The 20,021-nt window shown below is 61.9% G+C and carries 17 protein-coding genes; 12 read left to right on the forward strand and 5 right to left on the reverse strand.

The annotated features are described in order from the left end of the window. Positions 1–38 precede the first annotated feature (38 nt). The 10 genes from RPF88_RS30455 to RPF88_RS30500 all read left to right on the forward strand — a co-directional run bounded on the left by RPF88_RS30455 (position 39) and on the right by RPF88_RS30500 (position 12,412). Positions 39–1,244 carry an aminotransferase class V-fold PLP-dependent enzyme gene (locus RPF88_RS30455; RefSeq protein ID WP_337123789.1) on the forward strand — a complete coding sequence of 402 codons (1,206 nt, stop codon included), beginning with the start codon at positions 39–41 and terminating at the stop codon, positions 1,242–1,244. 13 nt (positions 1,245–1,257) lie between these two features. Then, entirely contained in the window at positions 1,258–2,217 is a 960-nt protein-coding gene (locus tag RPF88_RS30460; protein ID WP_337123790.1) for a 2-hydroxyacid dehydrogenase, read from the forward strand. A 78-nt stretch (positions 2,218–2,295) separates the two neighbouring features. Then, positions 2,296–3,570, forward strand: coding sequence for a serine hydroxymethyltransferase (glyA, locus tag RPF88_RS30465; RefSeq protein WP_337123791.1), 1,275 nt, complete (start codon positions 2,296–2,298; stop codon positions 3,568–3,570). Between the two features lie 319 nt (positions 3,571–3,889). Next, entirely contained in the window at positions 3,890–5,077 is a 1,188-nt protein-coding gene (locus tag RPF88_RS30470) for a porin (protein WP_063172972.1), read from the forward strand. Positions 5,078–5,539: 462 nt separating this feature from the next. After that, the gene (locus RPF88_RS30475; protein WP_013529886.1) at positions 5,540–6,331 is read left to right on the forward strand and encodes a helix-turn-helix domain-containing protein; all 792 of its coding nucleotides are present in this window, start codon (positions 5,540–5,542) and stop codon (positions 6,329–6,331) included. Between the two features lie 237 nt (positions 6,332–6,568). Next, entirely contained in the window at positions 6,569–7,459 is an 891-nt protein-coding gene (locus RPF88_RS30480; RefSeq protein ID WP_337123792.1) for an aromatic ring-hydroxylating dioxygenase subunit alpha, read from the forward strand. A 379-nt stretch (positions 7,460–7,838) separates the two neighbouring features. After that, positions 7,839–8,858: a BMP family protein gene (locus RPF88_RS30485; protein WP_013529887.1), complete on the forward strand. Its 1,020-nt coding sequence runs from the start codon at positions 7,839–7,841 to the stop codon at positions 8,856–8,858. A 32-nt stretch (positions 8,859–8,890) separates the two neighbouring features. After that, a complete protein-coding gene (locus RPF88_RS30490) occupies positions 8,891–10,414 on the forward strand; it encodes an ABC transporter ATP-binding protein (RefSeq protein ID WP_337123793.1) in 1,524 nt (507 codons plus the stop codon). Further along, the gene (locus tag RPF88_RS30495) at positions 10,411–11,487 is read left to right on the forward strand and encodes an ABC transporter permease (RefSeq protein WP_013529889.1); all 1,077 of its coding nucleotides are present in this window, start codon (positions 10,411–10,413) and stop codon (positions 11,485–11,487) included. Before RPF88_RS30490 ends, RPF88_RS30495 begins: the two co-directional genes overlap by 4 nt. Next, a complete protein-coding gene (locus RPF88_RS30500) occupies positions 11,480–12,412 on the forward strand; it encodes an ABC transporter permease (RefSeq protein ID WP_013529890.1) in 933 nt (310 codons plus the stop codon). Before RPF88_RS30495 ends, RPF88_RS30500 begins: the two co-directional genes overlap by 8 nt. A gap of 10 nt (positions 12,413–12,422) precedes the next feature. On the opposite strand, the gene RPF88_RS30505 is transcribed toward RPF88_RS30500, so the two are convergent. The 5 genes from RPF88_RS30505 to RPF88_RS30525 all read right to left on the reverse strand — a co-directional run bounded on the left by RPF88_RS30505 (position 12,423) and on the right by RPF88_RS30525 (position 17,990). Then, the gene (locus RPF88_RS30505; RefSeq protein ID WP_127368539.1) at positions 12,423–13,343 is read right to left on the reverse strand and encodes an ABC transporter permease; all 921 of its coding nucleotides are present in this window, start codon (positions 13,341–13,343) and stop codon (positions 12,423–12,425) included. Beyond that, positions 13,343–14,434 (reverse strand): ABC transporter permease, encoded by a 1,092-nt coding sequence (locus tag RPF88_RS30510; protein ID WP_337123794.1) that lies wholly within the window; start codon positions 14,432–14,434, stop codon positions 13,343–13,345. The genes RPF88_RS30505 and RPF88_RS30510 overlap by 1 nt, the downstream gene beginning before the upstream one ends. After that, positions 14,418–15,965: an ABC transporter ATP-binding protein gene (locus RPF88_RS30515; RefSeq protein ID WP_337123795.1), complete on the reverse strand. Its 1,548-nt coding sequence runs from the start codon at positions 15,963–15,965 to the stop codon at positions 14,418–14,420. Before RPF88_RS30515 ends, RPF88_RS30510 begins: the two co-directional genes overlap by 17 nt. 97 nt (positions 15,966–16,062) lie before the next feature. Beyond that, a complete protein-coding gene (locus RPF88_RS30520) occupies positions 16,063–17,157 on the reverse strand; it encodes a BMP family ABC transporter substrate-binding protein (RefSeq protein ID WP_013529894.1) in 1,095 nt (364 codons plus the stop codon). Then, positions 17,154–17,990, reverse strand: coding sequence for a GntR family transcriptional regulator (locus tag RPF88_RS30525; RefSeq protein WP_013529895.1), 837 nt, complete (start codon positions 17,988–17,990; stop codon positions 17,154–17,156). Before RPF88_RS30525 ends, RPF88_RS30520 begins: the two co-directional genes overlap by 4 nt. Before the next feature lie 250 nt (positions 17,991–18,240). Here RPF88_RS30525 and RPF88_RS30530 point away from each other — a divergent pair, with 250 nt between their 5' ends. Further along, the gene (locus RPF88_RS30530) at positions 18,241–19,098 is read left to right on the forward strand and encodes an aromatic ring-hydroxylating oxygenase subunit alpha (protein ID WP_032809603.1); all 858 of its coding nucleotides are present in this window, start codon (positions 18,241–18,243) and stop codon (positions 19,096–19,098) included. Positions 19,099–19,127: 29 nt separating this feature from the next. Beyond that, positions 19,128–20,021 carry an aromatic ring-hydroxylating oxygenase subunit alpha gene (locus tag RPF88_RS30535; protein ID WP_013529897.1) on the forward strand — a complete coding sequence of 298 codons (894 nt, stop codon included), beginning with the start codon at positions 19,128–19,130 and terminating at the stop codon, positions 20,019–20,021.

The raw sequence follows: 20,021 nt of genomic DNA on the forward strand, positions 1-20,021 counted from the left end.
GTGTGTGGCGATGCTCATATCAACAGGAGAACCAGATCATGAAAAATGGAACGGCGCATCTCTTTATCCCGGGTCCGACCAACATTCCCGACGCTGTGCGGCGGGCCATGAACGTGCCGATGCAGGATATGCGCGCATCGGATTTTCCGGAACTGGTGCTGCCCTTGTTTCGCGACCTGAAGCAGATCTTCAAGACCGAAACCGGCAGCGTCTTCATCTTTCCGGGCTCAGGCACCGGCGCCTGGGAAGCGGCAATCTCCAACACGCTCAACCGCGGCGACCGGGTGCTGATGTCGCGCTTCGGCCAGTTCTCGCATCTTTGGGTCGACATGGCCGAGCGCCTTGGACTTGAGGTCGATTGCATCGATGTCGAATGGGGTGAGGGGGTTCCGCTCGACGCCTATCGGCAACGGCTGGGCGACGACAAGGGCAGCAAGATCAAGGCGGTATTCGCCACCCACAACGAGACCGCGACCGGCGTGACGTCCGACGTCGCCGGCGTGCGTGCCGCGCTCGACGAAACGGCTCACGATGCGCTGCTGTTCGTCGACGGCGTCAGCTCGATCGGCTCGATCGATTTCCGGATGGACGAATGGGGCGTCGACCTCGCCATCACCGGTTCGCAGAAAGGGCTGATGCTGCCTGCCGGTCTCGGCATCCTGGCGGTGAGCGCCAAGGCTCTGGAAGCGCACAAGCAGTCGCGCATGGAGCGTTGCTATTTCAGCTTCGAGGATATGCAGGCTTCGTCCAAGACCGGCTTCTTCCCCTATACGCCGCCAACGCAGTTGCTGCTTGGCCTGAGAGCCAGCCTCGACCTTATCTTTGCCGAGGGACTGGAGCAGATTTTTGCCCGGCACCACCGGCTCGCCGAAGGTGTGCGCCGCGGCGTGCATGCGTGGGGACTAAAGCTCTGCGCCAACGAGGAAAAATGGTGGTCGGATACGGTTTCGGCGATCGTCGTCCCCGAGGATGTCGATGCCAGACAGGTCATCGCCAACGGATATTCCAGATATCGCACATCCTTCGGCGCGGGCCTCAGCAAGGTGGCTGGCCGCGTGTTCCGCATCGGCCATCTCGGCGACCTCAACGAGGTCATGTGCCTCGCCGCCCTGGCCTCGGCGGAAATGTCGTTACGCGACGCCGGAGCCCGAATCGAGGCCGGCTCCGGTGTTGCCGCTGCGCAGGAATGGTACCGCGCCGAGATCGGCCGGACCTTGCAGCCGCGGCACGAACGCGCGGCTTGAGAGGATCGTAGCCATGAGCAAACCGAAGGTAATCGTTACCCGGCGCTGGCCGCATGAGGTCGAACAGCGCCTTGGCGACCATTTCGATGTCACGCTGAATGAAGCCGATCGGCCCTATGAGCAACAAGAGCTTCGCCAGGCCCTGCTGCTTGCCGATGCCGTGCTGCCGACCGTAACCGATCGGCTTGGCGCGGATCTCTTTGCAGGCGGGGTCAGGGCAAGAATACTTGGCAATTTCGGTGTCGGCTTCAACCACATCGACATTGCCGCCGCCAGCGCAGCAGGGCTGATCGTCACCAACACGCCCGCCGTGTTGACCGATGCCACCGCCGATCTCGCCATGACGCTGCTTTTGATGTGCGCGCGCCGTGCCGGAGAGGGCGAGCGCGAGCTGCGCTCCGGCAAATGGACCGGCTGGCGGCCGACGCATCTCTGCGGCACCCAGGTCAGCGGCAAGACCGTCGGCATCATCGGCATGGGAAGGATCGGCCAGGCCATGGCCAGGCGCTGTCACTTCGGCTTCGGCATGGAGGTCGTCTTCTTCGACAGCCAGCCGGTTCCCCACCCCGGCATGCCGGCGCGGCAGCTGGCGACTGTGGACGAGGTGCTGGCGGCCTCGGATTTCGTGTCGCTGCATTGTCCGGGCGGTGGCGAAAACACCCGCCTCATCAACGAACGTCGTCTTGCCCGCATGAAGAAATCAGCCTTCCTGGTCAACACCGCGCGTGGCGATGTGGTGGATGAGGACGCACTGGTCCAGGCGCTGCGTGAGCGTCGGATTACTGGTGCCGGGCTCGACGTGTTCGAGACGGAGCCGTTCGTGCCGCGCGCCTTGACGGAGCGTGAAGATGTCGTGCTGCTGCCCCATCTGGGTAGCGCCACCAGCGAAACGCGCATCGCAATGGGCATGCGGGTGATCGACAATCTGTCGGCCTTCTTCGAAGGCCGCACCCCGCCTGACGCAGTGAACTAGCTCCCCGTTTCAGTTCCAACACCAGGCATGGCGACGCCGAAAACCGTGTCCGCCTTTTGCCGCCAGGAGACGAGCAGAATGACCGGCTTTTTCCAGAGGAACCTCAAGCTCCAGGATGCGGTGGTCGCCGATGCGATTGCACGCGAGATGGGCCGGCAGCGGTCCGAAATCGAGCTGATCGCATCCGAAAATATCGTTTCGCCGGCTGTGCTGGAGGCACAAGGCTCGGTGATGACCAACAAATATGCCGAGGGCTATCCGGGGCACCGCTACTACGGCGGCTGCCAATATGTCGATCTGGCCGAAGCGGCTGCCATCGACAGGGCCTGCCGGCTGTTTGGCGCGGCGCACGCCAATGTGCAGCCGCATTCCGGCGCCCAGGCCAATGGCGCGGTGATGCTCGCCATGCTGAAGCCGGGCGACACCTTCATGGGTCTGTCGCTCGCCGCCGGCGGGCATCTGACGCACGGTGCCCGGCCGACACTGTCGGGAAAATGGTTCAACGCCGTGCAATACGGCGTGCGCCAGAGCGACTGCCTTATCGACTATGAGGAGCTGGAGGCCAAGGCGCGGGAAATACGGCCAAAGCTGATTATCGCGGGTGGATCGGCCTATCCGCGCATCATCGACTTCAAGCGCATCCGGGCGATCGCCGATGCCGTCGGCGCGCTGATGATGGTCGACATGGCGCATTTCGCCGGCCTGGTCGCCGGCGGCGTGCATCCCAACCCGGTCGAGGTCGCCGATATCGTCACCACCACGACGCACAAGACGCTGCGCGGCCCGCGCGGCGGCATGATCCTGACCAACAACCAGGACATCGCCAAGAAGCTGAATTCGGCGGTGTTCCCTGGCCTGCAGGGAGGCCCGCTGATGCATGTCATTGCTGCCAAGGCCGTTGCCCTGGGTGAAGCCTTGGAGGACGGGTTCAAGACCTATGCCCGGCAGATGGTGGCGAATGCCAGAAAGCTGGCCGCGACGCTTGGCGAGCGCGGATTCGACATTGTCTCCGGCGGAACCGATACGCATCTGCTGCTGGTCGACCTGCGCGGCAAGGGCCTGTCCGGCAAGGACGCGGAGGAGGCGTTGGGCAGGGCAGGGCTGACCTGCAACAAGAACGGCATTCCTTTCGATCCGGCGCCGCCTGCCGTCACCTCCGGTATACGGCTGGGCACACCGGCCGCCACCACGCGCGGTTTCGGCGAGGGCGAGTTTGCCCGTGTCGGCAATCTCATAGCCGACGTGCTGGATGCGGTCGGAACGCAATGGGGCGCCGAACAGGAGAAGGCGGCTCGGCGGTCGGTCGAGGAGCTTTGCGAGGCATTCCCGATCTACGAGCCCAGACCCGGTTGACCGTCCGGGGAGCGCGCCACAGGCAGATACATGGCTGCCGCGGACAGGGCATTAGCCACAGATATGGTTTTGCGTAGCAGCGCCATTCGTGACGAGTTGCGCCTGTCCTAACGTCATCGCGAAATCACCGCATACATCCACCGCCAAGTTTGTCGTCCGAGCCATTTTGCAAGCAATTTCCGTCGATTGACGGAAGTGGCGCCTTCGGCTGCGGACGGCAGGAGGAGCTTGGATCCATGGGTGCGGCGTTTTCCGGGGAGCGGGTTGCCAGCCTCGAAAGATACCCTGGCTTTTTTTGATCTTTTGAATGGAGAGGAAAATGAACATCAAGAGCCTTCTTTTCGGCTCAGCTGCGGCTCTGATCGCAGTTTCCGGTGCGCGCGCCGCCGACGCCGTCGTTGTTGCCGAGCCGGAACCCGCTGAATACGTCAAGATCTGCGACGTCTACGGCGCTGGTTACTTCTACATCCCCGGCACCGAAACCTGCCTGCGCATCGGCGGCTATGTCCGCTACGACGTCGGCGTGGGTGATGCCGGTTCGTTCGATGGCGTCAATCACGTTCCTGACAGCATGGGCGAAGACGACCACTCGACCTACTGGAAGAATGCCCGCTTCAACCTGAAGACCTGGACCGGCCAGGAAACCGAACTCGGCACGTTGAAGACCTACACCGAGACCCGCTTCAACTTCGGCAACAGCTTCGGCGACTATGCCAACCAGGCCACGACCAACGACAGCCGCAACAACTGGCAGGCCCGCAACACGGGCATTACGCTGAACTTCGCCTGGATCCAGATCGGTGGTCTGCGCGTCGGTAAGGACGACCCGGCCTTCGACACCTTCATCGGTTACGCCGGCAACGTCATCAACGACACGATCGTCCCCTATGGCGGCTTCGACAGCAACGTCGTCCAGTACTACTTCGACCTCGGCAACGGTTTGTCGGGCGTGGTTTCCCTCGAAGAAGGTAGCGGCAGCGCTGGCCCGACCGGCGTCCCGCCTTTCGCGTACATCAGTTCGGGTTACGACACGATCGACAGCTATGTCCCGCATGTCGTCGGCGGCGTGAAGTACACGCAGGGCTGGGGCGCGATCACGGGCGTCGCTGCTTATGACAGCACCTTCGAAGAATATGCCGGCAAGGTTCGCTTGGACGTGAACGCTTCGAGCGCTCTGTCTCTGTTCTTGATGGCCGGCTACGGCACCGACAAGAACATCGACCGCAACTTCTATAAGCAGTGGGGCGGCAACTGGGCAGTCTGGGGAGGCGGCACCTACAAGTTCAACGAGAAGACCTCGTTCAATCTCCAGGTTTCCGCTGACGATGACAAGAATTACGGTGTCGCGGCAAACGTTGCCTACGATGTCGTCCCCGGCTTCACGGTCACGGCCGAAGTTGACTATAACCACGATGGCAAGTTTGGCCAGATTGACAACCGTAACTGGGTCGGCGCTACGAAAGAGAATAGCGTCGGCGGCCTCCTCCGCTTCCAGCGCGACTTCTAGCGGATTGTTGTAGCACTTCGCCGAAATATACGAATGCTCGCTGGGCAAGCCGGCCCAGTGAGCTCATCGGGTGGCTCCTCTCAAAATGCTTGAGTCCGTACCTCCAGGACCGAAGCGCGCCGCCGATGCGAAGGGCGCCTTTGACCAAGGCGCCCTTCATTCCGGCTATGTCCACCAGTGTGATCCCACCCGAGTGACGACGACTGGCCAGCGCGGCTCGACGTCGATCTCGACAAGCCGTTGACCAGCGAGCGTTCAAGGGCGGCCTCTCTGCAGATCGCCTGGCGGATCGCCTCGGCTAGCCTGGGCCTGTGCGCGTGGAAGCATCGGTCTGCCGCCATGAGCAGGTTGATTGGCGGTATCTTGCGTCACGAGGCCATAGCTTCGACAATTGGAGACGCAGCCGGAACGCGGATCGACTTCATTTGCATGGCACCGGCAGTCTGACAGGGGGAAGCCGATATGCGCCTGCCACCGATCGACCTTAGCCGCGAGAACACCTTCGGCGAACTAACCTATGAGAATGGCGGCGACTACGGGCCGATCGGTGGCGACTATCTGGCCTTCATGCTTGTCCACGTCGGATCCCTGACGCTCGAGGCGGATGACAGCGTCCTGCAACTGGAGGCAGGACAATGTGCTCTGTCGCTCACGCGTGATCGCTACATGACGTCGGTGGCGCCGGAAACGCTGACCCATGTCAGCTGGTGCGATGGCCGGCCGCAGAACGCGGCGTGGCTGTACAAGGAGCGCGAGAAGTTCGCGCCGTTCATCGTCGCCTCGCCGATGGTCCACACCCTCATGCAGTTGGGTGTTGATCTTGGCCTCGGCGAGCGTGGCGGCCGCAGTGGTGTTCGCGAGTCGCTGACCAACGCCTTGCTCCACGCCTTCATCTACGAGGCCGAGGTGATCGAGGCGGAGCGGCCGATCCCGCAGACGATCCTGCAGGCACGCCGTTTCCTCGAAGAGAACTTTGCCGCCGATCTGTCGATCGAGCGGGTGGCGCAGCAGGTGCGCGTCAGCCCGCAATATCTGGTCTCGGCGTTCAAGAAACATCTCGGCATGACGCCGGCCAAATATCTGTGGCGTTGCCGCCTCGATTACGGCACGCATCTGCTGCAGCGGACAGGACTGTCGATCAGCGAGATCGCCTACCAGGTCGGCTACAAGAACCCCTATCATTTCTCGCGGCAGGTCAAGCTGGCGTTCGACTGTTCACCGACCGAGCTCAGAGAGCAGAAGCGCAACGCCTGATGGTTGCCCACGTGCCTCCGGGTGACGAGGCAAGCATTGCCTCCAGAACCGGCGGGTGAACTGGCGATATGCTTTCCTCAAGAGCGGACATGGCGGTTTTCCAGGCACAAATGAATTGTCGGGCAATCAGGGTTGATCCGGCGTCAGGCAACGGACCGATGTCTTGCAACCTGGTTGCCGGTCGCGCCTTGGCCAGATCCGTTCACCGACAACAGACATTCCAGGCTGGACAGCACCATGAGCAATTTCTCTCATCTCGATCCCGTTGCGCTCAACGACTGGCATGTCGTCGCCTGTGTCGAGGACTTGCCGATCGATCGGGCGGTGAGGACGGTCCTGCTCGGTGAGCCGATTGCCGTTGGCCGGCGCGAGGGCAAGGCCGCCGTCTGGCAAGGCCACGCTACCGTCGAAGCTGCCCAAACAGAGCTACCTGTCATCGAGCGGTTCGGCTATGTCTGGACGACGCTCGGCACGCCGGAGCGCGACCTGTTCGAGATTCCGGAATTTTCCGAAGCCGATCGCCGCCACATCATCCAGGGCGTCGTAAGGGTAAACGTATCGGCGCCCAGGGCCGTCGAGAACTTTCTCGACATGGGGCATTTCCCATTCGTCCACACCGGCATTCTCGGCGAGGAGCCGCACACCGAGGTCAAGCGTTACAAAGTGCAGGTTTCGGCCGAGCCACCCGAAATAATGGTCACCGATTGCGAGTTCTACCAGCCGCAGGCGAATGCGGGTTCGACGACAGGGGCCGATACGGAATACATCTACCGGGTGCCGCACCCGTTCTGCGCCGTCCTTTACAAGACGGGGTCTCGGCAACGCGACCGACGCGACGTCATCGCGCTGTTCGGACAGCCGGTCGAAGAGGACTGGGTGCTCGTCCATATCGTCATCTGCTTGCTGGATGAGATCCGCGACCTCGCGACGCTGAGGCGATTTCATCAGACCATCCTGGGTCAGGACAAGCCGATCCTGGAGAATCAGGTTCCGAAGAGGCTGCCGCTGGATCCCCGTTCCGAGGTGCCGATCCGCGCCGACGCCGCGTCGGCCGCCTACCGCCGCTGGCTGCGCGAAAGGGGCCTGCGTTATGGCGTCGTGGCCGGCAACGGTATCGGCGCACACTAGAGCCGGATGATTTCAGGTCGAATCGACCTGAAATCGGAATCCGCCTCTAGATCAAAGAGATAGAGCATGATGTCTGGACAAACGGTTTCCGTTTGTCCGTGAAAACCGCTTCACACTTTTCGGCACTATGCTCTAGTCATGGGCGCATTTTCGGACATGATTAATTGTGGATATGCGCGAAAGAAATCGCAGCCATTGTTAGCCGACCTTCGCCGTGGAAGTTTCGGACCTAAGCCCGAAGACCGGCTGCCAACAACGCCATGGGGACGTTGTCCAGGCGATCGCCGCCTCCAAGTAGGCAACCGGAAAAGACAAGAACATCCGGATGACGACAGGGCGGCATTGGACAGTTCTCGGACTGGAATGAGAGGATCAAGCGATGACGAATACCATTACGCGACGCACGGCAATCCTGGGCACGGCGGGCGCCCTGCTTCTGTCGGGGCTTGTACGCTCATTCGCGGATGTTCCAAAGACGCTGAAACTGGCTGTTATCCTGCAGGACCTGCCTGACGTCGGCTGGGACCGGACACTGCTCGACGCGCTTGAGCAACTGAAACAGGAAAGGCCCGAGGGGCTGGAGATTGCATGGGAACATACCGATCCGCTGTACGGAGACGATGCTGAGAACGCCATGCGTTTCTACGCAGAGAGTGGTGAATACGACATCATCTGGGGCCATGGCACCTATTCGGACCAGGTCCAGAAGCTGAGCGTCGAGTTCCCCGACCTGATGTTTGTTGTCACCGGCTCCGGCAATCACCCAGCCGGGCCAAATCAATACTGGATCTACAAGCGGCTGCATGAGCCTTCCTACCTGCTTGGGATGCTGGCTGGCCATACCACCAAGACAGGCATGGTTGGCATCGTCGGCACCTTTCCAGCCAATGACGTCAACGACCAGATCAATGCGTTCTTCGAGGGTGCAAAGTCGATCAGGCCGGACATCCAGCATCGGCTTTCGTTCATCGGCTCGTGGTCCGACAATGCGCTGGCGGCTGAGCATGCCAATGTGCAGATCGCGGCCGGCGCCGACGTCGTTTTCATGCTGACCGACAATTTCAAGCCCTGCCAGGAGCACAAGATCATGTGCTTCGCCAACATCAACGACCAGAGCAAGGTCGCGCCCGACGCCATTGCGTCCAGCGCCATCATCAGCTGGAAACCCGATCTCAACTGGATCATCGGCGAATGGCTGAAACACAAGGCCGGTGCGCAATTCAATGGCAACGCCGAACCGAAATGGTTTTCGATGGCCGAAGGCGGCACCGACATCGCACCCTATCATGATTTCGACGGCAAGATCCCGCAGGCGGTGAAGGGCGAAATATCTGCCAAGCGGCAGGAGATTCTTTCCGGCAAGTTTGTCGTTCCGCTCAACACCGCCGAGGTGAAGTAAGACACATCAACCAGGCAGCCCGGTGCGACCCAATGGAAGACCTGCTGAACGTTCAGAACCTTACCAAGCGATTTGGCCGCGTCATTGCCAATGACGGGGTTAATCTCGATATCCGCAAGGGTGAGATCCACTGCCTTTTCGGTGAAAACGGGGCAGGCAAGTCGACGCTGTCGTCCTGCCTCTACGGCTACTACAAAGCCGATAGCGGCGAGATACGCTTCAAGGGCGAGGTGGTGGAATTGAACTCTCCCGCCGATGCCTTGCGGTTAGGCATCGGCATGGTTCACCAGCATTTCGTGCTGGTGTCGAACTTCACCGTGCTCGAAAACATCATCGTCGGCAGTGCCGATGTCGGGTTGCTGCTGAGGAAGGCCGATGCCCGCCGCAGGGTTCTCGGCCTCTGCAGGGACTGCGGCATCGACATCGACCTCGATCGCGAAATCTGGCAATTGTCGGTCGGTGAACAGCAATGGGTGGAAATCCTCAAAGCGCTCTATTTCGGTGCCGAGCTGCTGATCCTGGACGAACCGACGGCGGTCCTGACGCCGCAGCAATCCGACCAGCTCTTCGTCATCCTTGATGGGATGCGCAAGCGTGGATTGTCGATTGTCCTGATCAGTCACAAGCTGCGCGAGGTGATGCAATCCGACAGGGTCACCATCCTGCGCAAAGGCAAGGTCGTCGCTACGGTGGACACCGCCAATACGACAGCCGAGGCGATTACCGCCCTCATGGTCGGGCACAAGGTGACGAAAAACGTCAGGGACAATTCCGTCACGCCGGCGGGAGAAATCCTCTCGGTCGAAAAGGTGTCGGCGGTTGGCGAATGGGGCGAGGATGTCCTCAAGGACGTGACGTTTACCGTCGCCGCCAACGAGGTTCTCGGGCTGGCTGGCGTTGCCGGCAACGGCCAGAAGGAACTGTTCGAGGTATTGATGGGAGTCCGCGCGCTTCAATCGGGCGGTTTCTCGCTGGAAGGAAGCCCGGTCACCGCGCCGACGTCTCGCCAGATTCTCGACAGCGGCGTGGGTTTCATTCCGGACGATCGTTTCCTCGAAGGGTTGATCCCGGAGTTCGGAACCGCCGAAAACCTTGTCCTCGGCTGGCAGCGATCGCCGGAATATTGTCGTGGTCCGTTCCTCGATCGCCGCAAACTGGCTGAGTTGGCGAGGCGCAAGATCGACGAATACAAGGTCGCGACCGCCTCGGCGGACCTCCCGGTGGAGCGACTGTCGGGGGGCAATGCGCAGCGTGTCATTCTTGCCCGCGAGTTCCAGCATGCGCGGCGGCTGTTGCTGGCCAACCAGCCGACGCGAGGGCTCGACGTTGCGGCCTCCGAATTCGTCTACGAGAAAATCCTGGAAAAGCGGGCCGCGGGCTTTGCGATCCTCCTGGCCTCAGAGGAACTCGAAGACCTGCTGCGCCTTTGCGATCGCATAGCGGTCATGTTCAAGGGCCGGATCATGGGCATCGTGCGACCCGAGGAGACCAGCCTCCTCGAACTTGGAATGATGATGGCAGGCGATGCCAGCCAGCTTACGCAGGGAATTCAATGATTTCATTTCAACGACGCTCGGGCAGCAGCCTGGGATGGAACGTCGTCTGCTATTCGGCGGCGATATCAGGTGCTCTCCTGGCTTCCGCTGTTTTGCTGAGGCTTTCCGGCGGCGATCCTGCAAGGGCCTTCACGGCCCTGATCGTCGGCGCATTCGGCAGCCAAGGCGCATTGCTCGGTTCGCTGGCGAAGGCGACCCCGCTGTTGCTTGTCGGGCTGGGCACGGTGTTCGCATTCAGGGCCAAGATCTGGAACATCGGCCAGGAGGGGCAGGTGTTCGCCGGCGCGATGGCCGCCTATTGGGTGAGTTTCTGGATAGCGCCATTGCCAGGCTGGCTGGCCGTCTGCACACTCGCGCTGGCCGGAATGGCGGGCGGCGGCGTGCTCGGCCTGTTGGCCGGCGCACTGAAAACCAGGTTCGGCACCAGCGAGATCATTTCGACGGTGATGCTGAATTACGTCGTCATGTACCTGCTCGCCTACCTTCTCGATGGCGGCCCCTGGATGGCGACAGGCGTGACCGTATCCTATCACCAGTCGCCGCCCATCGATCCAAGTCTGGAGTGGCCGATCCTCTTGGCCGTTGGGGCGGGAAAGCTGCATGTCGGCTTCCTGTTCGCTCTCGCCGCCTCGGCATTCGCAGCGGTGCTGCTCGACAAGACGTCGCTGGGCTACGAAATCCGCGCGTTCGGCTCAAACCCGACCGCGCTGACGTTTCGCGGCACCAATGTGCGCCGGCTTCTGCTGACCGTCATGCTGATGTCGGGGGCCCTGGCGGGACTGGCTGGCGCCGGCGAGCTTTTCGGTGTCTCGCACCGGCTGCGTGCCGAGACGCTGCTTGGCATCGGCAGTTCGGGGATCGTCGTTGCCATGGTGGGAGGACTGCGCCCGAGCGGCGTGATGATCGCCGCCCTGTTCTTCGGCGCGCTGGAAAGCGGCACGATCTACATGCGGCTGAAGAGTGGCACGCCGGCAGGCCTGGTGTCGGCGATGGAAGGGCTGGTGCTTTTGTTCTTTCTCAGTGCCGCCGTCGCAACGCGCCTTCAGATCGTGAGGAGGGAAGTCCATGCTTGAGCTGCTGCAGGGCCCGCTTCTGATAAGCCTCCTGGCGGCGATGGTCCGCATTGCCACGCCATTGCTTTTTTCGGCAATGGGCGAACTTGTCACGCAGCGCGCGGGCATCTGGAACATCGCTGTCGAAGGCACCATGCTGATTGGCGCCATTGTCGCCTACATGGTTGCCTCAACAACCGGATCGCCTTGGCTGGCTCTGGCGATAGCCATCCTGGCCTGCGCCGCGAGCAGCCTGATCATGTCGTTCGTCACGATTGTTTTGAAGGCCGAGCAATTCGTAGCCGGCCTTGCCCTTAATCTCCTGGCATCGGGCGTGACGCTGTTCTGGTTCCAGGCCTATATTGGCGGCCGCGAGGCGCCGACCTTCATCGGCTTCGACCAGGTTCCGATCCCCTATCTGTCGGATATTCCGATCCTGGGGCCGGTGCTGTTTTCCCAACGCCTGCTGACCTATGTCAGCTTCCTGGTGCCCATCCTCGTCTGGTTCTTTCTCTACCGAACGAAATACGGCCTTGAGGTGCGCTGTGTCGGCGAAAATCCGAAGGCGCTTGACGTCAAGGGCCTGCACGTCGGCCTCAGGCAGTGCCTCGCGATCATGTTCGGCAGCATGATGTCCGGCTTCGGCGGCGCCTTCCTGATGCTTGGCTATTCGGATAAGTTCGTTCCCGATCTCATTGCCGGCCGCGGCTGGCTGGTCGTGGTCGCGATCATCGCCGGCAACTGGATGCCGTTCCGGATCGTTGGAGCGATCTTCATCTTCGCGTTTCTGGAGGCGTTGGGCATCCATGCGCAAGTGGTGGGGATTCCTGTCCCCCACCAGTTGTTCCTCGTCTTGCCCTATGTGGCGTCACTTGTGCTGCTTGCGGGCTTGCGGTCGCGCACCCATCAGCCAGTGGCGCTCGGCATTCCCTACAACAGGGAATAGACCCTGCTGCTCAACCCGCCGGACGGAAAGGCCTTGCTAGCGAAGCCGGGAAGTGTAGCGCCAGCATTTGCCGGTTTCGCGAGATCAGCACCAGAACGATGATTGTCGCGAGATAGGGCAGGGCCGAGAGCAGTTCGGACGGCACTTCCAGTCCGAGCGCCTGTCCCTGCAGCTGGAGGATCGTCATGCCGCCGAACAGCCAGGCGCCAAGCAGGATGCGCAGCGGGCGCCATGTGGCGAAAACCACCAGCGCCAGTGCGATCCAGCCTTTGCCGGCAGTCATGTTCTCGACCCAGAGCGGTGTGTAGGCGACGGACAGATAGGCGCCCGCCAGGCCAGCCATCGCCCCGCCAAACAGCACGGCCATGTAGCGGATCCTGATCACGGGATAGCCGATCGCATGCGATGTCTGCGGTGACTCGCCGATCGTTCGCAGGATCAGCCCGGCCTTCGTGCGGTAGAGAAACCAGCTGATGGCAGCGAACATCACCAGAGCCAGGTAGACCATCGGATCGAAGCGGAAGAGCAACGGACCGATCAGCGGCAGATCGGACAGAACAGGGACGTTGATGCCGTGCAGCGCCTCGATAGGCTCGCTGCCGAAGCCGCGGCCAAGGAAGGCCGACACGCCGGAACCGAAGATGGCCAGCGCCAGTCCGGCCGCATACTGATTGGTGAGGAAGGTCAGTGCCAGAACGCCGAACAGCAGCGAGGCGGCGGCACCTGCCAGGGCGCCGGCAAGGATCGCAACCGGCATTGGATAGCCCGCTGTGACGGCCCAGAAAGCCAATGCCGCGCCCATCAGCATCATGCCTTCGATGCCGAGGTTGAGCACGCCGGACTTCTCGACCACCAGTTCGCCAAGTGCCGCGAATATCAGCGGCGTGGCGGCGATGACGGTGCCGGTGAAGATGGCGATGAACAAATCCATCAGGCTGTCTCCAGCGCGTGCGTGTCTCGGGCCGGCCGTATCAGGCAGATGCGATAAAAAATGAAGAAGTCGGCGGCGAGCAGGAAGAACAGAAGGATGCCCTGGAAGATGCGCGTCAGCGCCGAGGGCAGGCCCAGCGTCATCTGCACGCCTTCGCCGCCGAGGAAAAGCAGCGACATCAACAGCCCGCCAAGCACGATGCCGAAGGCGTTCAGCCGGCCGATGAAGGCGACGATGATGGCCGCGAAACCGTAGCCGGGCGAAATCTGCGGCGAGAGCTGGCCGAGCGGCCCGGCGGCTTCCGCCATGCCGGCGATGCCGGCGGCCGCACCACCCGCCATCAGCCCGATCCAGACGGCGGCAGATTCGCGAAAGCCGGCATAGCGGGCGGCAAGCGGTGCCGCTCCGCTCACCGACATCTTGTAGCCAAGGAAGCTGCGGTCAGTGAACAGCCACATCACGAACACGGCGACGACGGTGATGAAGATCGAAGGGTTGAGCCGATAGGCCGGGTCGAAGGATTCGAACAGGGCGGCTGTCGGCAGAAGTGCCGTCTGCGGGTAGTTGAAACCGGCCGGATCGCGCCACGGTCCATGCACGAGATAGGACAGGAACAGCGTCGCGATGTAGGTCATCATCAGCGTGACCAGGATCTCGTTGGTGTTCATGCGGGCGCGCAGGAAGGCAGGGATCGCCGCCCATGCCATGCCGGCGCCCATGCCGGCAACGAACATCAACGGCAACAGCAGCACGCTGTCCGGGTTCGGCCAGAAAAGACCGACGCCGCTCGCCGCAATCGCGCCCATGGTGAACTGGCCCTCGGCGCCGATGTTCCAGACATTGGCGCGGAAGCCGATAGCCAGCCCACACGCAATGAGGATCAGCGGCGAAGCCTTGAGCAGCCATTCCGACAAACCGTTGAGGGAATTCAACGGCTCGACAAAGAAGGCGTAGAGCGTCGGCAGCGGATCGTGTCCGAGCGAGGCAAAAAAGATCGAGCCGACGACCAGCGTCAAAACCGACGCCAGCACCGGCGCCGCGACGCGCATTGTTGCCGAAGGCTCCGGCCTTTGTTCAATCCTGAAGCGCAACGTCGCCACTCCCAATTGCCATTTGATCCGTGCCCATCGTTCGACCGGTCATCAGCAGCCCGACCTCTTCGCGGTCGGTCGTCTTGCGTACCAGCGGCGGTGACACGCGCCCCTGGCAGATCACCAGAAGCCGGTCACAAATCTCGAACAGCTCGTCGAGTTCTTCGGAGACGACGAGCACCGCCGCGCCGGCGCGGCTGAGGTCGACGATGGTCTGGCGGATGAAGGCGCTGGCGCCGACATCGACGCCCCAGGTCGGCTGGGAGACAAGCAGAAGCTTCGGCTCGAGCGCGATCTCACGGCCGACGATGAATTTCTGCAGATTGCCGCCCGACAGGCTCTGTGCCGTCGAAGCCGGACCGTTGGCCTTGACCTTGAACCTGTCGATGATGCCAGCTGCGAAGGCGCTGGCTTTGCGCCGGTCGACCAGGCCGTTGCGGACGGTGCCGAAGCGATGGGCGGTCAGAACCGCGTTCTCCCACAGCGTATGCGACGGCACCGCGCCACGGCCCAGCCGTTCCTCGGGAACGAAGGCGAGACCGAGCTTACGGCGCTCGTCGGCACGAAGGCGAGCGGCAGCGGTACCGCAAATCCTGATCGCGTCGTTGTTGTGATGCGTGCGTTCGCCGCTGAGCAAGGCGATAAGCTCCGCCTGGCCGTTTCCGGACACTCCCGCCAGGCCGACGATTTCCCCGCCATGAACGTTGAAGGAGACGTCCTTCAGATCCACGCCGAAATGGTCTCTTGCCTTGACCGAAAGGTTGTTGACCTCAAGCACTGGCTTCTCGCTCGGGGTCGGCGGGCTGACATGCATTTCCGGCAGCTTCGAGCCGACCATCATGCGGGCGAGCTCGAGCGAGGTCGTCTCTTTCGGCCGAGCGGTGCCGGTGACCTTGCCGTTGCGCAGCACGGTTGCGGTGTCACAGAGCTCCTGCACCTCGTCGAGCTTGTGGCTGATGTAGACGATGCTGCAGCCTTCAGCGGCGAGTTGTCGAAGCGTCTCGAACAGTTTGACCACCGCCTGTGGCGTCAGCACGGAAGTCGGCTCGTCGAGGATAAGAAGCTTGGGCGCCTGCAGCAGACAGCGCACGATCTCGACACGCTGCCGCTCGCCGACAGAGAGGTCATGCACCTGGCGATGCGGATCGATCGGCATACCGTAGCGAAGCGAAAGCTCGCGGATCTTGGCGGCAAGCGAGGGCAGATCGAAGGCGCTGCTTGCCGAGAGCGCAATGTTCTCGACCACTGAAACGGATTCGAACAGCGCGAAGTGCTGGTAGACCATCTCGATGCCGAGCGCGCGCGACGTCGCCGGGTTGTGCGCCGCGATCGGATTGCCGTCGCAGAAGATCTCGCCGGAATCGGCCTGCGCCGCGCCATAGATGATCTTCATCAGGGTCGATTTGCCGGCGCCGTTTTCGCCCAGCACCGCGTGGATTTCGCCGGGCTGGATAGACAGCGAGACGTCGTCATTGGCGACGACGCCGGGATAGCGCTTGCAAATGTTGCGCAGTTCTAGACGCGGATGCATGGCGGGTCCTGCCGTGGCGTGAAGCGAGGTTGGACGGGAACCAGGCAGAGAGACGCCGAAGGTCGGTCTCGGCGCCTCCCTGGTTCTTTGATGGCGTTCAGCTCAGCTTGCCGATCATGCCTTTGACGAACCAGTTCATGCCGCGAACATCGTCATCGGCCAGGACGGAGCCTGCAGCGACCTTGAGGTTGCCGGCCTGGTCCTTCAACTCGCCGCCATAGGGGTGCACCTTGCCGCTGCCGATGTCGGCCTCGAGCTGCTTCAGCTTGGCCTTGGTGTCGGCCGGTATGCCGTCATTGTAGGGCGCCATCTTCACGACGCCCGCCGCCAGTCCATCCCAGCGCACTTCCGGCTTCCAGGTGCCGGCGGCGACGGCCTTGGCGGCGCCGACATAGTCGCTGGTCCAGTCGAGGACAAAGGACGTCAGCTGTTTGCCCGAAGCGAACTTGGCCATGTCGCTGGCGTAGCCGATCGACCAGGCGCCGCCTTCACCCGCGACCTGGACGCCCGTCGCCGTGTCGGTCATCGAGCAGATGACATCGCAGCCTTGCGAAAGCAGCGTCTTGGCGGCCTCCTTCTCTTTGCCCGGATCGAACCAGGAATTCAGGAAGATGGCGTTGCAGGTGGCGTTCGGATTGACGCTTTGCGCACCGAGCAGCAGCGCGTTGGCCGGGCCGACGATATCCGGAATCGGAAAGCCGCCGATGAAACCAATCTTGCCGGATTTCGACATGTAGCCGCCGGCCGCGCCGGCGACGAAAGTGCCCTCGTAATATTTGGCTTCAAAGGTACCCAGATTGGCAAGGTGGACGATGCCGGAGCAATGTTCGAAAGCCACCTTGGGGAACCGCGGCGCCACTTTCTGCATGGGCGTTCCGTGCGAAAAGCTGGTGCCGAAGATCAGTTTGTTGCCGGCGCTGGCCAGCTCGCGGAAAATGCGCTCCGCATCCTGCGGCATGAAGATGTTGTCGATGACGGTGAGTTCGGCCTTGTCGCCGAACGCGGCTTTGATCGCCTCGACGCCAAGGCTGTGCTGCTTGGTCCAGCCGATTTCGGCGATCGGCGAGACGTAGACGACGCCGATCTTGAGCACCTCTTGAGCCTTGGCGACCGTGCTCAGCCCTCCAGCACCGAGCGCAGCACCCAGCGCACCGCTGTATTTCAGGAATCCGCGCCTTGTCAGGTCGTTCATGTCGGTAACCCTCTGTTGGTTTTTTTGGTTGATGCCCGGCTTGTCGATGCCCGGTCTTTGTTAGGGAGATGGACGTGCGCGTGCACCGCGCCGTCGCCATTCCCGGATGGTTTTGCCTGCCTCAATCCAGCCGATATCGTTGCTCCGTCGGCCTTGCCGTCGAGATAGGGTGCGAGCGCTTCGGCAGGCGTCATCTCCGGAAACACCTCGCGATCCATGATGTAGCCGCGCACCACGGTGCGGTGATGCGTGTCGATCAGGTCCATGGCCTGTTTCAGGCGGCCCTTTTCCAGGAGGTCGACGACCCTCGAATGATCGTCGAGCAGATTGCAATAGTCGAAATCGGCTGAAATGAGCGAGCGCAGCAGCGTCGTGCGGCGCACCAGCTGGGCATGGATTTCCTGCATCACCTTGTTGCGGCTAAGGCGCACGAACACCGTGTGGAATTCCTGGCCGAGCACGTCGGCCAGCGCATCGTTGCCGGCGGCGACTGCCTGGCGCTGGCGTTCGACATGCTGGCGCAGCTCGGCCCATCCGGCGGGGCCAAGGCGATCGCTGAGCTGGGCCGCCACCCCCTGTTCGACAAGGGTCAGCGCGTCGTAAATCTCCATTGCCTCCTGCATGCTTGGCCTGGCGACGAAGGCGCCGCGGTTGCGCTCGATCTGCGCCAGCCCGTCATCGGCGAGCCGTATCAGGGCCTGACGCACCACGATGCGGCTGACATCGAATATCTCGGCAAGCTCGCGCTCGCCGAGCTTGCAGCCGGGCACCAGCCGATGGTCGATGATGGCGCGGGTCAGCGTGTCCGCGATCGTCTGGGAGCGGCTGCTCAAGGCACGGTTCTCCGCCTTTGCGACGACATGATCAGCAGGCTTTCCATGATGAAGACATGACGCTTCGGGATGTGCCATATCCCAGGTTCAGGTTTTCCATATCGGAATTCAATCATCATAGTCTGTCAACACAAAAAATGATTTTGGCTGACAAAAAATCATTGATTGGTATCCAATCTTGTGATTTCGTCATTGCGAAACGTCAGGCTAGGTTCGTGGTGAAGGGCTAGCCGAGTTGGGAGGGATGCCGATGGCAACCCGTTGCGTCGACCGCGAGCTTCTGAACGACTGGCATATCGTCGCTGACCAGGAATCGCTCAGCCAGGATGTGCCCTTTTCGACCCGCCTGCTTGGGGTCGATCTCGTCGTTCGAAAACATTCAAACAAGATCGAAGTCGTTCGCAACGATACCGGCGACGTGTTGAAGAGCGCCGAGCGCTATGGCTTCGTCTGGACCTGTCTGGACAAACCCTGGCGCGACATCATCTACATCCCCGAGGCCAACGAGGCGGATCGACATCTGGTCAGCGGCGGCTCGATCGCGGTCAAGGTGTCGGGCCTTCGCGCCGTCGAGAATTTTCTCGACATGGGGCATTTCCCCTTCATCCACACAGGCTGGCTCGGCGAGGAGCCGCATACCGAGGTCGTGCCTTACAAGGTGGAAATCACGCCCCAGGACGAGGTGCTGGCGACCGAATGCAAATTCTACCAGCCCATCGCGTCGCCGACCGCGAAGGAAGGGTTCGTCGTCGAGTACATCTACAAGGTGATCCGGCCCTATACGGTGGCGCTCTACAAGAGCAATCCGATCCAGAAGGGGAGGCTGGATGTCATCACGCTGTTCGTGCAGCCGGTCGACGAGGAGAACTGTGTCGCGCATCCCTATCTCTGCTACCTCAAGGAGGGCATGGATGCGGCGACGGTGCGCAGTTTCATGCAATTGATCTTCGCGCAGGACAAGCCGATCCTGGAAAACCAGGTCCCCAAGCGCCTGCCGCTCGATCCGCGCGCCGAGACGCCGATCCGCGCCGATGCCGTCTCGGTTTCCTATCGGCGCTGGCTGCGTGACAGGGCGGTCACCTATGGTGCGATACCGGCACAGATCTGATGACGTCCGAGGGTATTTGAAGGGATAACATGATGACGAAATGCGCTGATCCCGTGATCCTCAATCTCTGGCATCCCGTGGGCGCCATCGCGGAAGCTGCTCCCGGCGCCGTCCAGGAGACCGTTCTGCTCGAGGAGCGCCTCAGCTTTGCGGTGGACGCGGATGGCGAGCCCGTCGTCTGGCGCTCGCGTCCCGATGTGCAAAGGGCTGACCATATTCCACCCGCCGACAGGCTGCCTGCAATAAGCGCCTATGGCTATGTCTGGACTTCGCTCGGGTCGCCGCCGGCCGAGCTGTTCCCGATCCCCGAATATCAAGAGCCGGACCGCCGCAAGCTCAATGCGGCAACGTTCGGCGTCAACGTCTCGGCGCCGCGCGCCATCGAGAACTTTCTCGACATGGGCCACTTCCCCTATGTGCATACCGACATACTCGGCGTCGAGCCGCATACCGAAGTCAAGGAATACGACGTCGAGATCTCCGTCGATCGCGACGAGATCCTGGCCACGCGCTGCCGCTTCTTCCAGCCGATGGCGTCGACGGCGTCCGATGGCGGCGCCGACGTCGACTACGTCTATCGCGTGCCGCATCCCTATTGCTCGGTGCTCTATAAATCGAGCCCGGTCGACGAGACCCGGCGCGATGTCATCGCCGTCTTCCTGCAGCCGGTCGACCAGGAGCATGTGCGCGCCCACATGCTGCTTTGCGTGCTCGACGAAGACAATGAAGACAAGGTGATCAAGCGTTTCCAGCAGACGATCTTCGGCCAGGACAAGCCGATCCTGGAAAACCAGGTGCCGAAGCGCCTGCCGCTCGATCCGCGCGCCGAGACGCCGATCCGCGCTGACAAGTCGGCCATCGCCTACCGGCGCTGGCTCAGCCAGAAGGGCGTGACCTACGGGGTCATCCCGGCTGCAGCCTGA

The sequence above is a fragment of the Mesorhizobium sp. ISC11 genome (assembly GCF_037162595.1).
GTDB lineage: Bacteria > Pseudomonadota > Alphaproteobacteria > Rhizobiales > Rhizobiaceae > Mesorhizobium > Mesorhizobium ciceri.

Bases quoted from the DNA above. Each gene is read 5' to 3' on its own strand.
- RPF88_RS30455 (WP_337123789.1), top strand. From the start codon at position 39: ATGAAAAATGGAACGGCGCATCTCTTTATCCCGGGTCCGACCAACATT.
- RPF88_RS30460 (WP_337123790.1), top strand. From the start codon at position 1,258: ATGAGCAAACCGAAGGTAATCGTTACCCGGCGCTGGCCGCATGAGGTC.
- glyA (WP_337123791.1), top strand. From the start codon at position 2,296: ATGACCGGCTTTTTCCAGAGGAACCTCAAGCTCCAGGATGCGGTGGTC.
- RPF88_RS30470 (WP_063172972.1), top strand. From the start codon at position 3,890: ATGAACATCAAGAGCCTTCTTTTCGGCTCAGCTGCGGCTCTGATCGCA.
- RPF88_RS30475 (WP_013529886.1), top strand. From the start codon at position 5,540: ATGCGCCTGCCACCGATCGACCTTAGCCGCGAGAACACCTTCGGCGAA.
- RPF88_RS30480 (WP_337123792.1), top strand. From the start codon at position 6,569: ATGAGCAATTTCTCTCATCTCGATCCCGTTGCGCTCAACGACTGGCAT.
- RPF88_RS30485 (WP_013529887.1), top strand. From the start codon at position 7,839: ATGACGAATACCATTACGCGACGCACGGCAATCCTGGGCACGGCGGGC.
- RPF88_RS30490 (WP_337123793.1), top strand. From the start codon at position 8,891: ATGGAAGACCTGCTGAACGTTCAGAACCTTACCAAGCGATTTGGCCGC.
- RPF88_RS30495 (WP_013529889.1), top strand. From the start codon at position 10,411: ATGATTTCATTTCAACGACGCTCGGGCAGCAGCCTGGGATGGAACGTC.
- RPF88_RS30500 (WP_013529890.1), top strand. From the start codon at position 11,480: ATGCTTGAGCTGCTGCAGGGCCCGCTTCTGATAAGCCTCCTGGCGGCG.
- RPF88_RS30505 (WP_127368539.1), bottom strand. From the start codon at position 13,343: ATGGATTTGTTCATCGCCATCTTCACCGGCACCGTCATCGCCGCCACG.
- RPF88_RS30515 (WP_337123795.1), bottom strand. From the start codon at position 15,965: ATGCATCCGCGTCTAGAACTGCGCAACATTTGCAAGCGCTATCCCGGC.
- RPF88_RS30520 (WP_013529894.1), bottom strand. From the start codon at position 17,157: ATGAACGACCTGACAAGGCGCGGATTCCTGAAATACAGCGGTGCGCTG.
- RPF88_RS30530 (WP_032809603.1), top strand. From the start codon at position 18,241: ATGGCAACCCGTTGCGTCGACCGCGAGCTTCTGAACGACTGGCATATC.
- RPF88_RS30535 (WP_013529897.1), top strand. From the start codon at position 19,128: ATGATGACGAAATGCGCTGATCCCGTGATCCTCAATCTCTGGCATCCC.